This window comes from Planctomicrobium limosum (assembly GCF_051465645.1).
Taxonomy (GTDB): domain Bacteria; phylum Planctomycetota; class Planctomycetia; order Planctomycetales; family Planctomycetaceae; genus Planctomicrobium.
The window spans coordinates 1,432,857-1,449,366 of the sequence record NZ_CP195790.1 but is presented as its reverse complement, the minus strand read 5'-3'; the positions used below and the strand labels follow the sequence as shown (position 1 = coordinate 1,449,366).

The following is a 16,510-nucleotide window of genomic DNA, read 5'->3' as shown; positions in this document are numbered from 1 at the left end:
ATCTAATGCCTGTCCATTCTCGCACTTTTCAGCGATTCATCGTCGGGACTCTCCCCGCAACCTGTCTGGCAACCCTCCTGCTGTCAGGTTGTGGAACCGCTCCTGATTCTGGCAAGGCTCCCTCTCCGTCATCCAGTGCCGGATCGCGCGACGACCACGATCATGCACACCCGGAGGAAGGGCCGCATCATGGTCATCTCGTTGAACTGGGCAACGAGGAATATCACGCGGAAGTGGTTCATGAGGATGAGACCGGAACGGTGACCGTGTATCTCCTGGATGGGAGCGCCAAGACCGCTGTTCCCATCGACGCTGGGGACGTGACGATCAATCTGTCCCACGAGGGGAAGGCCGAGCAGTTCAAACTCCCCGCCTCCCCCGATGCCGGTGATCCGGCGGGAAAATCGTCGCGGTTTGTTTCTCAGGAGAAACACCTTGCCCAGGATCTGGATGCCAAAGGGAGTGCCGCCAAACTGGTCGTCACGATCAACGGGAAGCAATACACCGGCAAGATCGAACATGACCATGATCATGACCACGCCGACCACAAGCACTAATCATCACCACGATCATTTTTCAAGTGATCGAGAGTGCTCTTTAAAGAGGTGCCTTCATGTCAGTTACTCTGATGATATGAAGGCACATGATGAATCGGTTTGATTTTCCACCTTAAAAGACGCGGTCAATGTTCAGGTGGTATGCCTTCCCAACAAGAACTGCTCATTTCTGAGGTATCGCAATTTCATCTTAAACAACAGGATTTCCACGTGCGTTATGACTTTTCAATACCTATTTGGCAAAGGTGTGTTGCAGCTCCAGGTAACAACGGTCCATTTTCGACGGCTCTTCCCTTGCAACAAGCGAGTATGGAGCGCCGGCGACGGCCGCTGACCTTCTTTTTTGGTTTTTTTGTTGCCATCCTCTTGTTGGGCATCGAAAGCCGTTGGCCGCGAGACGGTGTCGTCCGCGAGCTGATGTTTCTGGCAGGAATCTGCCTGGCCGCGACTGGAGCACTCGGCCGGACATGGTGTCACTTGTTCATTTCCGGCTACAAGACCAAAGTTCTGGTCCAGACCGGCCCCTATTCGATGTGTCGAAACCCACTGTATTTCTTCAGTGCGATCGGCATGATCGGTATCGGGCTCTGCTCAGGAACCTTTGCGGTGCCGGCGATCATGGCTCTGTTCTTTTCCGTCTATTACCCGTGGATCATCCATTGTGAAGAGGAACGTCTCTTCTCAAATCACCCATTAGACTACGAAGAATTCTGGAGAACGACGCCAGCGTTCTGGCCACGCGTTTTCCATTACCATGAACCGGAGACATACACAATCTTTCCCAGCATATTGCGTAGAAACATCGCGGATTCTTTCTGGTTCATTGCGCTCGCCGCCGCAGCTCATGTTGTTTCACAACTCCAAGAGACCGACTTGCTGCCCACATTCTTAGAAGTCTGGTAGCGAGTCTGGACCGGTGAGATGTTTCGGCACATTCGACGAATGCGGTCGATCCGAATGACGCTCGGTGAAACGAGCTTTCGAACCGATATCCAGCATAAAATCCGCAGTTTCTTTTGGCCGAGTTTAAATTTCCAATAGAATCCAATACTCAATAGACAGCGTTCGGTATTTCTCATGGCAAAGTCATTGCTCATCCTGATGCTTGTGACGACGCAACTCCTCGCAGGGAGTGGCGATTCCGTCTATTTGTGCATCGGCAATGACGGCTCCTATTCCATCCATGCGGAATGCGACTCCTGTACACCTAGCCAAGTGACCTGCGAAACTGGTTGCCATTCGTGCAATGACAGCAGTCTAGGGCAGCAGGGTCGTTCACCCTGTGGCAACCATCCAGGAGATCGGGCGGTCTCCCAGATTGGCGATCCCCTGGTTATGGCTGGGGCGTGTGATTGCACGCACATCCCGCTAGTAATGGCGTCCGATCAGCCGACGAGGACGACGCGAAATTCAATCGCGGTAGATTTTGAATGGTTGTCTTCGCTCCTCGCACAGGCACCCACCATTGATATTGCCTACCAATCCGTGCTTCAACTCACGTTCCGTTGCTACGACACCTCAACAGTTCCCGATTTCACTTTGACCGTCGTCTCCACGGTCGTCATTCGTTGCTAAAGCAGCCGCTTTCTTCGGCGTTGTCGCGCTGAGTCGATGATCCGTAATCATCCTCGCTCGATGTATTTCTGCTGCATCGTCCGTTGCACGCCACGAGATCTTTTCGTGACGGTCTGGTCGAACCATCCCCTTTTCCGCCCAGGAGGCGATATGTCCTCACCCATTGCGTCCCTCTCAGCTCCCACGATTTCGTTTCGTGGCTCGCGGTGCTGTCCACTTCCAGACCCTGGTGCCGCTAATACTGGTCACAGCATGGACAGCGCTATGCGTCGTCACACGCCCATCAATCACACAGCCGACGAGGTCGAAACAGGAGTAGCATTCCCGACACGCGAGAACCAAGACTCCATATCCGGCCGATCCGAGGAGACCTCGCGGCCTCATGGGGTTCTCATTGTCGAAGATGAGTCTTTACTACGGAAGGCGCTGAGCATCGGGTTCCGAAACCGTGGGTTCGACGTCTGGCTCGCGACGGATGGAGCGGAGGGGGTCGAGGTTTACCAGCAGTTCTATCCGCTCATCGACGTGGTGCTGTCGGATGTCCGGATGCCGGTGCTGGATGGACCAAGAACCCTCGACGCCTTGCGCGCGATTAATTTATCCGTCCGTTTTTGCTTTATGACTGGTGACGCGCGGACAGCGACGCGTGTCAGCTTGTTGAAGCGTGGTGCCCTGCGTGTCTTCGAGAAACCCCTGCCATCCGTCGCGGAGGTTGCACAGGAACTCTGGGAACTCGCGACATGTCCCAATGACCTGCTTCCCCAGCCAGACCTGGGAAATAGGGCAACCACCGACCCCAATCGTCCCGCATCGGCAACTCACATTCGAGAGTCGCCTGCGGAAGGACATTTCTTCGAATGGGCTTACGGACCACTACTCACGTCAATCTCTCGCATTCGCTCAATGTTGAGCAAACCGAGTTTGCCGAAGTCGAGTGGCATGGCCTCCTCGCCAAACAAGCAATGAGTCTGTGTGTTCGTTTACAGGAAGCGATCCGTACCGGGTTGGATCACGCCTGCCGCGTTATGTTCGGCCTTGATACGGGAGAGTGACATGCAAAAACTGATCGAAGGCCTAAAGCATTTTCAGGAGCATGTCCTCTGGGAAAGGCAAGAGCTTTTCGAGCGCGCGACTCAAGGTCAGCACCCGACAGCGATGCTCATTACCTGCTCTGATGCACGGCTGCTTCCCGAAACGATCATGCAGGCCGATCCCGGTGACCTATTTGTCTCGCGCAATGCGGGGAATCTGATTCCACCGCCTGACGCCCCCAGCGGAGAAGCCGCGACAATCGAGTACGCGATCAATGCCCTCGGGGTGACCGACATCATTGTCTGCGGTCACTATCGCTGCGGCGCGGTGCGAGCGATCCTCCATCCGGGCGAAGGCGGCGAGTTACCGAAGACAAGGGAGTGGCTGGCCTATGCCGCCGAGACCAAAGCCATCATCGAAGGCGAGCACCCCGATCTCCAGGGAGAGGCACTTTGGGACAAGGCAGTCGAGCGGAACGTGTTGGCCCAGGTGAATAACCTGACGAAACACCCGGTTGTGGCCGCCGCACTCGCTACCGGCACCGTCCGGCTGCATGCATGGGTGTTGCGGTTTGAGACCAGCGAGGTCTTGGCGTTCGATCCCCTGACCAATGCCTTCGGTCCACTGCTGGAAATGCCCGTCGTCCACGCGGTATTGCCGGCTCCTGCTCAGCAGCCAATGCAGGCTGCCAAGGTGGAGTCGCCGGAGTCTGCGCCGACGTCCGACTCCCTGAGGTGGCTTGAGACCATTAAGAGCGACATTTCGGCGTCGCTGGTGGTCTTTGCCGTGGCGTTGCCCCTCTGTGTTGCCATCGCCAAAGCATCCGGTGTTCCGACGGCCGCAGGCATCATCACCGCCATCATCGGTGGGGTCGTGGTCGGGCTCCTCGGTGGCGGGCCTTTGCAGGTCAGTGGACCGACTGCCGGATTGATTATTGTTCTCCTCGGTATTCAGGAGAAGCTGGGGTTTGCTGCACTGGGACTGGTTGTCTTTCTTGCCGGACTTATTCAAGTCCTTGCCGGGTTACTGCACTTGGGGCAGTGGTTCCGAGCCGTGTCACCGGCGGTCATTCTCGGCATGCTGGCCGGGATCGGTTCCGTCCTGCTGGCTCAACAGTTCCATGTGACCGTGGATGATTCTCCGGTTCGCAGCCCGCTGGCCAACTATCTCGGTATGCCGCGCGCTCTGATGGACATCTTCGATGGTCACCCAGGACATGAAGGTCATTTCCCTGCCGCGTCGATCGGACTGCTCACCCTCTCCGTGCTGTTGCTCTGGAAGCGGGTCGTCCCAAGGCAACTCCATGTCATCCCCTCCGTTCTGGCCGCAGTCGTCATTGCAACAGCGGTCACCACTCTGCTGAATTTGCCTATCCAGCGAGTGGAATTCGAGAGTCTCGCCTCAGGTGTCAAGCTGATCGACTTGTCTTCCCTGCCCGCGATGTTCGGCGACTCAATGGTCTGGCAGATGGCATTGACCGTTGCCATTCTTGCCAGCGCGGAGTCTCTTCTCACGGCTGCGGCAACGGATGGAATGCATACGGGCTCCCGGACCCGGTATGACCGAGAACTTGCCGCACAAGGCATCGGCAATGCCCTGTGCGGAGTGATTGGTGCGCTGCCAATGGCTGGAGTGATTGTCCGAACGTCCGCCAACCTGGAAGCGGGAGCAAAGTCACGTTGGGCGACAATTTTTCACGGCATCTGGATGTTGGCATTCGTGCTGCTGACTCCTGGGCTCCTGCGGATGATCCCCGTTGCGGCGCTGGCGGCGACGCTTGTCCTGACCGGTTTCCGCCTGATCCAGTTTCCGGCAATCCGGGCATTATGGAAGGAAAGCCGGGGCGAAGGGGCCATCTGTCTCATCGTCGCCGTCACCGTCGTCGCCATGGACCTGTTGTCGGGTGTCATGTTGGGCGTGGCCTTATCGGTCGCCAAGCTCGTCTACACGTTCTCTCGGTTACACATCCGGCAACGTGGCGACGCGGCGAGCGGTCGCGTCACCCTCGTGCTGGAGGGGGCGGCGACGTTCCTGCGATTACCTAAGCTCGCATCCGCGCTCGAAAGCATTCCGCCAAGGACAATTCTGCATGTCGATTTCAAGGGACTGAGCTATATCGACCACAGATGCCTGACGCTGCTGATGAATTGGGAGAAGCAACATGAAGCAACGGGCGGCAAGCTCATCCTGGATTGGGACATCCTTCGCGCACGTTTCCGCACAGCTCGGCCGCGTCCACATCGCGGCAGGGGTATGAAAGGGGACGTTGCCAATCCATGCGGCAGGAGCCACGAACATCAACGGGCGGCGTAAAAATGCTTGCGGTCTTTCACAAACCGTGAGCGTATTCGATATCGGGGCTGACATGTGGTGTGGTCGTCCGGCGACTCCGTCCATGTACCCGAACTGACAAAACTGACGGAGAGATCAAAATGACCGAAAAGACACGGATCGAAATCAATTTGGTCCTACCCACGGTGCCGGACACGCGCGATGCCTGCGTCCAGCGTTTGGCCGACTTGCTGAAAGCGAAGGGAGAAGTTGAGGCCGCACACCTCGTGGACAACAGCGAGAACGAACCTGTCCAATTCTGCATCCATTTTGATCCCGAACGCATCTCGATGGGGGAGGTGCGCGAATTAGCCATCCGTGCAGGGGCAGAACTTGAGCAACGGTTCGGGCACTTGTTGCTCAAGACGGATGCTATGCACGCCCGTGAGGCCCGCACGGTGGAGTTGCGAGCACGCGGAATCGTTGGAGTCCTGGAAGCCGCGGCTTCACCCGCCGGTGTCGTGCGTATTGAGTTTGATCGGCAGATCGTCACGGAAGAGGCCATTCAGACAGAATTGCAAAAAGAGGGTGTGCGAATTCGCCAAGAATCGAAACAGGCTGCATCTGTCGAATCCGGCGAGGTGGAGAGCAAGACAGCAGAGGAAGCCGATCACCACGAACATGGGGGTTGGTTTGGCGAACGGACGGAACTCGTTTTTGCAGCGATCTGTGGCGGATTGCTGCTTGTCGGATGGCTACTGCCGATGCTCTTCGATGTCTCGCCTTGGCTCCCGTGGAGCCTCTATGTGGCAGCCTATTTCTTCGGCGGCTTTTTCACCTTCCGGGAAGCGTTCGAGAATCTCCGGGCCTATCGTCTTGAAATCGATCTGCTGATGCTTGTCGCGGCGATTGGTGCTGCCACGCTCGGAGAATGGGCGGAAGGCGCTTTGCTCCTGTTCCTCTTCAGCCTGGGACACGCGCTGGAACACTATGCGATGGGGCGAGCCAAGCGGGCGATAGAAGCACTCGCCGAACTGGCTCCCCCAACCGCGCTGGTCCGCCGTGATGGCCAGACCGCAGAATTGCCGGTGGAACAGCTTCGGTTAAGCGACGTGGTGATTGTCAAACCGAACGAGCGGATTCCCGCTGACGGGTTCGTGCTCAAGGGGGAAAGCAGCGTCAACCAGGCTCCCATTACCGGCGAAAGTGTGACCGTGGACAAGCGAGCCGTTGATGATCCCGGCCAGGCCGCTGCGAACCCGGATCGGCTCGGACCGGAGTATCGGACCTTTGCAGGCACAATTAACGGCGGCGGCGCTCTGGAGATTCAGGTCTCAAAACTTTCCAGTGAATCGACGCTCGCCCGCGTCGTACAAATGGTCAATGAAGCCGAGACGCAGAAATCACCGACGCAACGGTTCACCGACAAGTTCGAGCGGATCTTTGTCCCGGTGGTCATCGCGTTCGCTGTCTTGCTGCTGTTTGCCTGGGCCGTGATCGACGAGCCGTTCCGGGATTCATTCTATCGCGCCATGGCAGTGCTGGTGGCGGCCAGCCCTTGTGCCCTGGCGATCTCGACTCCCAGTGCGGTTCTCAGCGGCGTGGCTCGGGCGGCGCGAGGCGGCGTGCTCGTCAAGGGCGGCGGACCGCTGGAGAATCTCGGACGACTCGGTGCGATCGCCTTTGATAAGACCGGCACATTGACAGAGGGGAAGCCGCGACTGACGGACGTCGTTACGGTGGATGGCCGCTCGGAGGACGAGTTATTGCGGGTGGCGATTGCCGTGGAGAAGCTCAGTGACCATCCGCTGGCCGCAGCCGTGGTCGAGGGGGGCCAGGAACGTCTCAAAAGTGATTCGGATTTACAGGCCCACGATGTGCAAAGCATCACAGGCCGGGGAGTCAAAGCGAGTATTGAGGGTCAGGCCGTTTACATCGGTAAAGATCGTCTCTTTGGCGAAATCGCAGGCCCGTCGCTTCCGGACGCACTTCGCAAGTCCACTGAGAACCTCAAGGCTGCGGGGCGGACGACGATGATCGTCCGGTATGGCGATACCTACCTGGGCGTGTTGGGGCTTATGGACACTCCCCGTGACGCCGCCAAGGATGTTGTCAGACAGTTGAGGGAACTTGGCGTCGAGCGAATGATCATGCTTTCAGGCGACAACCAGCAGGTCGCCGATGCGGTTGCCAAAGAAGTCGGCATCGACGAAGCCTTGGGCGACCTGATGCCAGACGACAAGGTCGAGGCCATCAAGAAGCTGAGCAAGGAAGGAGGCGTGGCGATGGTCGGCGACGGCGTCAACGATGCCCCTGCGATGGCCAGTGCGACCGTCGGGATCGCGATGGGCGCGGCCGGCTCTGACGTGGCTCTGGAAACCGCCGACGTAGCACTAATGGCCGATGATCTGAATCATCTCCCTTTTGCCGTCGGACTCAGCCGAAAAACGAGCCGGATCATCCGACAGAATCTCTGGTTCAGCCTTGGCATGGTTGCGTTTCTGATTCCCGCGACGGTGCTGGGGCTGCAAATGGGGGCCGCCGTGTTGTTTCATGAAGGTTCGACACTATTAGTTGTCTTCAACGCATTAAGACTGCTTGCCTACCGAAAGCCTTGAACTCCAAGATCCCTCATTCGTTTGGCTGAATGACACGTCGATGACCTTATAGCGACAGTTTGAGAATCGAGGAAATTGGCTCTTTCGATGGAGAAGCTTGCCTTCCCTGATTGTCTATGCGCGGGCTTTGACTGAAAGCCATCCGCTGTTTTGGCATGGACGCAGGTGGCAGAGGCCGATACGATCATTAGGGTTGGAGAGACAATCACAAAATCTGAAAGGTTCATCGGCGGTTTTTCATGGCCAAATCGTTGCTCATCCTGATGCTGATGACGACGCAACTCCTGGCAGGGAGTGGCGGTTCGGTTTATCTCTGCATCAGCAACGATGGCGAATACTGCTGCTTGGACACGGGTCCCCAGTCCTGTACCTGCTGCCAGGAACATCAGCAGGAAGCTGCACATGAGACCTGCTGTTCGGACGCTGGCTGTACCGAGGGAATTGCGCAGCCACCTTGCGGCCATCATGACGAGACATTGCCTCCCTCTGACCAGATCCTCGTGGAAATGGACGATGCATGTGGATGCACGCATATCCCGGTTGCGGCTTCCGCTGGCCACCCGACAACTGTCACTCGCCCCACGGTCACAGTAGATAGTGAGCGACTCGCTTTGCTTGTCGCCTGGCTGCCGACGTGGTTGAGCGGTACTGATGCCGCCTCTTTCTTGCCGCATTTTCGGTGGACAGGCCCGCCTGCGGTCCCTGATTTTGCCTTGACCGTGATCTCTACGGTCGTCATTCGCTGCTAACCAGCCTCTCTCCTCGGCGTTGATTGTGCTGAGTCGATGACCTCCGGGTTGTCCTCGGCCAACATGTTCCGCCCCGCCTTGTCCTCTTTTCACGAGTTAATTCTCGTGTCGCAATGGGGTTAAGGCATCCCCCCTTCTGCTTTTGGAGAGAGTATGTCCGCTACTATGACCGCCCCGGCACATCCGGTGGCTACACCGCCGCACATTGAGACACAGCCCGTCACGACGCCACGCCGACGCTGGTGGATGAAGGCCCTGAACGCCGTTCCAAACCTCGTGGTGTTTTCGCTCCTGGGCGGTGTGATGTCTGTCGGCCATCAGACCGGCTGGAAGCTGCCGAAGATGTCCGAACTCATGGGAACCGCCACCGTCGTCGCTGACGATTGGTGCTCGGAGCATCTGGTTCCCGATTCGAAATGCATCGAATGCCGCACCGACCTGCTGCCAAAAGCCAAGCCGACAGGCTTTTGTCGAGAGCACGGGGTCGCTGAGTGTGTCATTTGTCACCCCGAATTGGCCCAGGTCAAGGGTCAGGCCCAGCTTCCCAAGTACGACACGATCCAGGCGATTTCCCTCATCTCCCGCCCGGAGAACAACAGCCGGAACACCATGCACGCGAGCCGGGTCCAGTTCTCATCCGCAGAGGCGGTCACCAAAGCCGGAATCAATGTGGACGTGGTGCAAGAGCGTGCCATGCTCGATGCGATCACGGCCAATGGAGAACTGCTCTTCGATCCGACCCGTGTGGGACGCCTGTCATCGCGTGTTCCGGGCACAGTCGTTGCCGTATTCAAGACCGTAGGTGACTTGGCGGCAGCCGGCGAAATTCTTGCTCTGGTCGATGCGTCTCAGGTCGGGCAGGCAAAGTCGCAATTGCTCCAGGCGATCGTGCAGCTCCAGTTGCGGAAAAATACCGTTGAGCGTTTACGAACGGTTGCGAATAGCGGTGCTGTCCCACAAAAGTCCATCATCGAAGCGGATGCCGCCCTGCAAGAGGCTGAGGTCGGTTTGATCTCCACTCGTCAAGCCCTGGAAAACCTGGGGTTCGAGATTCCCGAGGGGATCGAGGCCAGGAATCCGCAGGCACTCGCCGACGAACTGCGTTTTCTGGGCATTTCCACATCCGTGATTGCCTCACTGCCCCCAGGAACGAAGACGGCAAACCTCATCCCGATCCGCGCTTCTTATGACGGCGTACTGGTCAGTTCCAATGTCATCGCGGGTGAGGTTGCCGACACGACCCGAACGCTCTTCACCGTCAGTGATCCCAGCCGGATGTGGCTCATCCTCAATGTCCGTCAGGAGGATGCCAAATATATCCGGCAAGGATTACCCGTGCAGTTTCAGGCCGACAATGGCGACCAGACCGTGACTGGACAAGTCTCCTGGATCAGTCCCGCCGTGGATGAACAGACGCGCACACTACAAGTCCGGGTCGCCTTTGCCAATAAGGACGGAGCTTTGCGGGACAAAACATTCGGCACCGGTCGAATTATTCTTCGGGAGGAGCCAAACGCCATCGTGGTGCCCCGTGAGGCTGTGCAATCAACGCCGGATGCTGCGTTCGTCTTCGTGCGTGACAAGAATTACTTCGACGAGAACTCGCCGAAATTCTTCCATGTCCGTCAGGTTCGCCTGGGAGCACGGGACGGCGAATCCGTCGAACTCTTGGCCGGTGTCCTTCCGGGAGAAGTCATCGCCTCCCAGGGGAGCAATGTTCTGCTCGCTCAACTCCTTCGCAGCAACCTCGGTGCGGGTTGCGGCTGTCACGAACACTAAGCGCAGGAGTACCGAGCCGAAATGGACTTTCTCAATCGCATCATCGACTTTTCTTTGCACAACCGGGTGCTGGTCATCCTGGGCGTGCTGGCTGCGGGCGTGGCAGGGGTGTTCTCGCTCCAGCATCTCGATATTGACGCCTTTCCGGACACCACACCGGTGCAGGTGCAGATCAACACGACTGCTCCCGCCCTGAGTCCGGAAGAGGTTGAACGGCAGATTACGTTCCCGATCGAGCAGGCAATCAGCGGTCTGCCGGGTCTGGAGCAATTACGTTCGATTTCCAAGTTCGGTCTGTCGCAAGTTGTCGTGGTCTTCGAGGACGGCATCGACATCTATTTTGCACGTCAACTCATCAACGAACGTCTCGGTTCGGTCGAGATGCCGCAGGGCATCGCTCGACCGCAAATGGGGCCTGTCGCGACCGGCTTGGGTGAAGTCTTCCACTATGTCGTCACCGGCCAGGGGACCGACGTGACGGAACTGCGCACAATCCACGACTGGGTCATCAAGCCGCCGATGCGAACTGTTCCCGGCACAGCCGAAATCAACAGTTGGGGCGGATACGTTAAGCAGTACCAGGTTCGTCTCGATCCCGACCGCCTCATCAAGCACGGGGTGACGTTCGATCAGGTGGTTCAGGCCATCCAGAAGAACAATTTCAATGTCGGCGGCGGCAACATCAGCCAGCCGAGTGGGATGCTACTTGTCCAGGGGCTCGGACGCACAACCAACATCGACCAGATCCGGCAGATCGTCATCGCCGCCCGGGACGGAGTCCCAACCCGGGTTGCGGATGTGGGCGAAGTTGTCATCGGACACGAAATTCGCCGTGGCGCCGTGACGGCGAACGGCCAGGGAGAAGTCGTTCTCGGCTTAGGCTTCATGCTGATGGGCGAGAACAGCCATGAAGTCACCTGGGCCATGAAGGAGAAACTGAAATCTCTGGAATCGAGCCTGCCGCCGAATGTCCAGGTCAAGCCGGTCTACGACCGCACGCATCTTGTGGACTTCGTGATCGACACCGTGCGGAAAAATCTGTTTGAGGGCGGGTTGCTTGTCATTGCCGTGCTGTTCGCTTTCTTGGGAAATCTGCGAGCGGCGGCAATCGTGGCTTTGGCGATTCCGCTGTCGATGCTGTTCGCCTTCACCGGTATGTATCGCTTCGGCATTGCCGCCAGCTTACTGAGCCTGGGGGCCATCGACTTCGGCCTTGTTGTCGATAGTTCGGTGGTGATGATCGAGAACTGCGTGCGGCATCTGGCTCATGATTCCAATAGTGGGAAGAGCCGGTTGGACATCATCCGGGACGCCGCTGTGGAAGTCCGGAAGCCGACAATGTTCGGCGAATTGATCATCATGATCGTCTACTTGCCGATCCTCACACTCGAAGGGATCGAGGGGAAGATGTTCCGTCCCATGGCCCTGACGGTGATCTTTGCTCTGATGGGGTCGATGGTCCTCTCGCTGACCTTAATGCCGGTGCTGGCGAGTTACCTCCTTCCGAAGAAAGTCGAGGAGCGTGAGCCGTTCCTGATGCGGGTCGCCCATGCGATTCACTATCCCATCCTGCAATTTGCCATGCACCACAAGCTGGCCGTCATGGGCTTTGCGGCCAGCGTGCTGATTCTGGCGTTCGGGATGATTGCTCCCAATCTGGGTTCCGAATTTGTTCCCCGTCTTTCGGAAGGTGCGCTCGCCATTGGAGTCGTCCGGCTGGCCGGAACCGATCTGAGTGAATCCATCCGCTACAACACCGAAATGGAAAAAGTGATCCTCTCGACGTTTCCTGATGAAGTGGAAAACGTCTGGAGCCGCATCGGCACGGCGGAAGTCGCTACCGATCCGATGGGCGTTGAACTGACGGATATGTTCGTCACCCTCAAGCCGCGTTCGCAATGGAAAAAAGCCAGCACGCAGGCGGAACTCACGGAGTTGATCGACAAGGCATTACGGGACATGCCTGGACAACGACTCGCCTACTCGCAACCCATCGAGATGCGAATTAACGAGATGGTTTCGGGTGTGCGTGCGGATCTCGGCGTCAAGCTCTTTGGTGACGACTTCGATGTTCTTGTCAGTAAAGGGCAGGAAATTGAACGGATTCTGAACTCCATCGATGGGGCGGCGGATGTCGCCGTGGAACAGGTCACCGGTCAGCCGGTGCTTCAGATCAAAGTGAACCAGGATCAGATCGCCCGCTACGGCGTTTCCGCACAGGAGGTTCTCGATCTCGTGGAGTCTATCGGCAGCAAGCCGATCGGAGAAATCGTTGAAGGGCAGCTTCGCTTTCCACTGATCGTGCGGCTCCCTGAACAATTCCGGGAAAGCCCGCAGTCCATCGGCAACATGCTGATTTCGACACCTGTGGGAGAGCGGATTCCTCTGTCCCGGCTGGCTTCGATTGAGATTGCCGAGGGGCCGTCCACCATCACACGGGAATGGGGGCAACGACGGATCACGATTACTGCCAATGTGCGTGGACGCGACCTGGGAAGTTTTGTCGCCGAGGCTCAGGACAAGATCGCCAGACAGGTTTCTCTGCCATCAGCCCGCTACCGAGTCGAGTATGGGGGACAGTTCGAGAATCTTCAGCGGGCACAGACCCGGCTGATGATTGTGGTGCCTTTGGCGCTGGTATTGATCTTCATCCTGCTCTACATGACGTACCACAACATCGTGGACACTCTGCGAGTCTTTACGGGTATCCCCTTTGCCTGGGTCGGAGGTATCTTCGCTCTCTGGCTGCGGGATATGCCGTTTTCCATCTCGGCGGGCATCGGCTTTATCGCCATGTCTGGCGTGGCGGTGCTGGATGACATGATCCTCGTCTCCTACATCCGGCAACTTCGCCAGAAGGGGCTGCCGTTGGACGAGGCCGTCACCCAGGCGGCGATTACCCGGTTGCGTCCAGTATTGATGACAACCCTCGTCGCCAGTTTTGGCTTTCTACCGATGGCGTTCAGCGAGGGAATGGGAGCGGAGGTGCAGCGTCCCCTCGCCACCGTCGTGATTGGCGGCGTCATTGGGGCGATGATTATGTCGCTGCTCGTGCTGCGTGTGCTGTATCTGCTCTTCAACGCCCCCGTTGCTCGCCATGAGCACCGAGAGCATCACGAAGAAACGCCTGCCGAACCTGTCTTGGTGGGATCGACTGAACAATCCTTTTCTTTATGGAGAAACGACGAATGAAAACGAGATTCTGGATGGCGGCATCACTGGCACTGGCCGTGGCATTCATAAGCGGCTGTGGCCAATCCGCGACACCTCCGGCCCAAGCCGAGAAACACACTGACGCTCATGATGACCACGATCATGACGAACATGCCGCAACTGAGAAAGGCGTTGACAATCACTCCGGATGGTGGTGCAACGAGCATGGTGTGCCAGAAGGAGTATGCGGTCAATGTGACAGCAAGCTGGCGGCGGAATTTCAGAAGAAGGGGGATTGGTGCAAGGAGCATGATCGTCCCGATTCGCAGTGCTTCAAGTGCCACCCCGAACTCGAAGCCAAGTTCGCTGCCCAGTATGAGGCCAAGTACGGGAAGCAGCCGCCGACGCCGGAAGGTTGATCGGCAGCGAATCGAGCGGGTGCTGGGAATCCCCCACACCCGCATCTGATCGAGAGGAGCATTCCCAATGACAAGACCCCACGTCCTTCAATTCCGCATTGCAGGCATGGACTGCATGGATGAGGTTGCCGCTTTGCGGCAGGCCGTGGGACCGGTGGTGGGCGGTGAGAATCTCCTCTCTTTCGACATCCTGAACCGTCGCCTGATGGTTCATTCCAACGGTGAGACCGTTGCACCGTCTGTCATCATGGAAGCGGTTGCCGGAACGGGAATGCGTGCGGAACAGTGGACGGAAGATAAGGATCAAGCGAACGCAACAGGCTCATCCGCCTGGAGCCGAAGTCTCGTCTGGACGAGCCTGAGCGGAAGCTTTCTTGCAGTTGCCTTGTTGCTGCGAGCCACACTGGCTTGGCAATTGTTGTCAGGCTTCACGGTTGAAGCTGTGGAACGGTCCTTTCTTGCAGCAGCGATCCTTTGCGGCTTGCGACTTGTCGGTCCCAAGGCGATCCGAGCGGCAAGGCGATTGCGACCCGACATGAATCTCCTCATGTCCATCGCAGTTATTGGGGCGATTTTCATCGGCGAGTATCTGGAAGCCGCCTCGGTGGCCTTCCTCTTCGCCTTGGCTGAAGCTCTGGAAGCCTGGAGCATCCGCCGGGCTCATAAAGCGATTTCCGCATTGATGGATCTTTCCCCTCCGACGGCTCGGTTCATCAGTCTGGATGGCATCGAGGAAATTCGCCCCATTGCGGAAGTGCCGATTCGATCCCGGATCATCGTGAAACCTGGAGAGCGAATACCGCTCGATGGGAAAGTGATTGCGGGTTCCAGTCACGTCAATCAGGCCCCCATTACCGGCGAGAGTCTGCCCGTCGAAAAGCAGATCGACGATATGGTCTTCGCTGGTACGGTGAACGGGAACGGGGCGCTGGAATTCGAGACAACGAAAGCGGCGGATGACACGACCGTAGCCCACATCGTCCGCATGGTCGAAGATGCCCAGACGCAGCGGTCGCCGAGCGAACAGTGGGTCGAGACATTTGCTCGCTATTACACACCATCCGTGATGGCGATTGCCCTGCTGATTTTCCTTGTGCCGCCTCTCATTTTGGGACAGCCCTGGGGGGATTGGTTCTATCGCAGTCTCGTGCTGCTGGTCATCGCCTGCCCCTGTGCGTTAGTGATCTCGACACCGGTGAGCATTGTCGCCGCTTTGGCTGTCGCGGCCCGGCAGGGTGTCCTCATCAAAGGTGGCGTGTTCATCGAAGCCCCTGCAAGACTTCGTGCCGTCGCCCTCGACAAAACGGGAACGTTGACAGAAGGACGTCCCAGTGTTCGAGCCGTGATCCCACTAAATGGGCACTCGGAATTAGAACTTCTGGAGCGGGGCGCTGCGCTGGAAGCTCGGAGCGAACACCCCTTGGCCGTGGCGATCCTTGAACACGCCCGCTCTGCTGGTGCCAGTATTCGACCTGCTGATGATTATCAGGAAATCCCTGGCAAGGGCGCCTCAGGTTGCTGGAATGGCGAGGAATACTGGCTTGGGTCTGTCCGCCTCTTGCAAGAGCGAGAGCAACAGACGCCTGAAATCCAGCACCGCATTACCGGTCTCGCTGACCAGGGGCAGACCGTCGTCGTGGTCGGGAACCAACGGCACGTTTGCGGCTTGCTGGCACTCTCAGACACGGTAAGACCGACTGCCAAGTCCGCTTTGGACGGACTGAGAGCCGCAGGCATTCAGCATATTGTCATGCTGACTGGTGACATGGCGACGACGGCTGAAGCGATTGGCCGCGAGGTAGGAGTCGATGAGATTCGGGCCGAACTTCTCCCTGCCGAGAAAGTTCAAGCCGTTGAGAGACTCGTTCAAGAATACAAGCACGTGGCGATGGTGGGTGACGGAGTCAATGATGCACCGGCCTTGGCTACTGCCAGCTTGGGCGTGGCAATGGGCGTGGCCGGAAGCGATGCGGCCATCGAGACGGCAGATATCGCACTCATGTCGAACGATCTCACGAAGCTCCCTTGGATTGTGGAGTTATCGCGACGAACTCTGCGAATCATTCAGCAAAACATCTGGTTCTCTCTTCTGGTGAAAGCGGCGTTCGTCGCACTGACGTTCATCGGGTACTCAACACTTTGGGGAGCCATCGCTGCGGATACGGGAGCCTCGTTGCTCGTGATCTTCAATGGGTTACGGTTGCTCAAGGACCGATAAAACGGACCACATTTCTCGCAGGGTGCGAAAGGAACCGTCACTATGCCAACATGCTTTGGCAATTTGATTATGTTCAAGGAAACATGGATCACTGAGAGCTAAGAATGAGCCTGCTGGCCTGAAGATGGGTATAGTCCAA

Annotated in this window: 10 protein-coding genes; all 10 read left to right on the top strand. The window is 57.6% G+C overall.

The window, feature by feature from the left end; genetic code table 11:
• Positions 1–5 precede the first annotated feature (5 nt).
• Positions 6–557: a hypothetical protein gene (locus SH527x_RS05410; protein WP_437193634.1), complete on the top strand. Its 552-nt coding sequence runs from the start codon at positions 6–8 to the stop codon at positions 555–557.
• A gap of 141 nt (positions 558–698) precedes the next feature.
• Positions 699–1,460: a methyltransferase family protein gene (locus tag SH527x_RS05405; protein WP_437193633.1), complete on the top strand. Its 762-nt coding sequence runs from the start codon at positions 699–701 to the stop codon at positions 1,458–1,460.
• A gap of 936 nt (positions 1,461–2,396) precedes the next feature.
• Complete coding sequence (locus SH527x_RS05400; protein ID WP_437193632.1) at positions 2,397–3,098, top strand: response regulator; 702 nt, start codon at positions 2,397–2,399, stop codon at positions 3,096–3,098.
• Positions 3,099–3,185: 87 nt separating this feature from the next.
• On the top strand, positions 3,186–5,477 hold the full coding sequence (locus SH527x_RS05395) for a SulP family inorganic anion transporter (RefSeq protein ID WP_437193631.1): 2,292 nt from the start codon (positions 3,186–3,188) through the stop codon (positions 5,475–5,477).
• A 119-nt stretch (positions 5,478–5,596) separates the two neighbouring features.
• The gene (locus tag SH527x_RS05390) at positions 5,597–8,053 is read left to right on the top strand and encodes a heavy metal translocating P-type ATPase (RefSeq protein WP_437193630.1); all 2,457 of its coding nucleotides are present in this window, start codon (positions 5,597–5,599) and stop codon (positions 8,051–8,053) included.
• Between the two features lie 239 nt (positions 8,054–8,292).
• Positions 8,293–8,802, top strand: a complete 510-nt coding sequence (locus tag SH527x_RS05385; protein WP_437193629.1) for a hypothetical protein — start codon at positions 8,293–8,295, stop codon at positions 8,800–8,802.
• Between the two features lie 165 nt (positions 8,803–8,967).
• Positions 8,968–10,581 carry an efflux RND transporter periplasmic adaptor subunit gene (locus SH527x_RS05380; protein WP_437193628.1) on the top strand — a complete coding sequence of 538 codons (1,614 nt, stop codon included), beginning with the start codon at positions 8,968–8,970 and terminating at the stop codon, positions 10,579–10,581.
• A 21-nt stretch (positions 10,582–10,602) separates the two neighbouring features.
• On the top strand, positions 10,603–13,773 hold the full coding sequence (locus SH527x_RS05375) for an efflux RND transporter permease subunit (protein WP_437193627.1): 3,171 nt from the start codon (positions 10,603–10,605) through the stop codon (positions 13,771–13,773).
• Entirely contained in the window at positions 13,770–14,153 is a 384-nt protein-coding gene (locus tag SH527x_RS05370) for an RND transporter (protein WP_437193626.1), read from the top strand. The genes SH527x_RS05375 and SH527x_RS05370 overlap by 4 nt, the downstream gene beginning before the upstream one ends.
• Positions 14,154–14,220: 67 nt before the next feature.
• Positions 14,221–16,371, top strand: coding sequence for a heavy metal translocating P-type ATPase (locus SH527x_RS05365; RefSeq protein ID WP_437193625.1), 2,151 nt, complete (start codon positions 14,221–14,223; stop codon positions 16,369–16,371).
• The last annotated feature ends 139 nt before the right edge of the window (positions 16,372–16,510 follow it).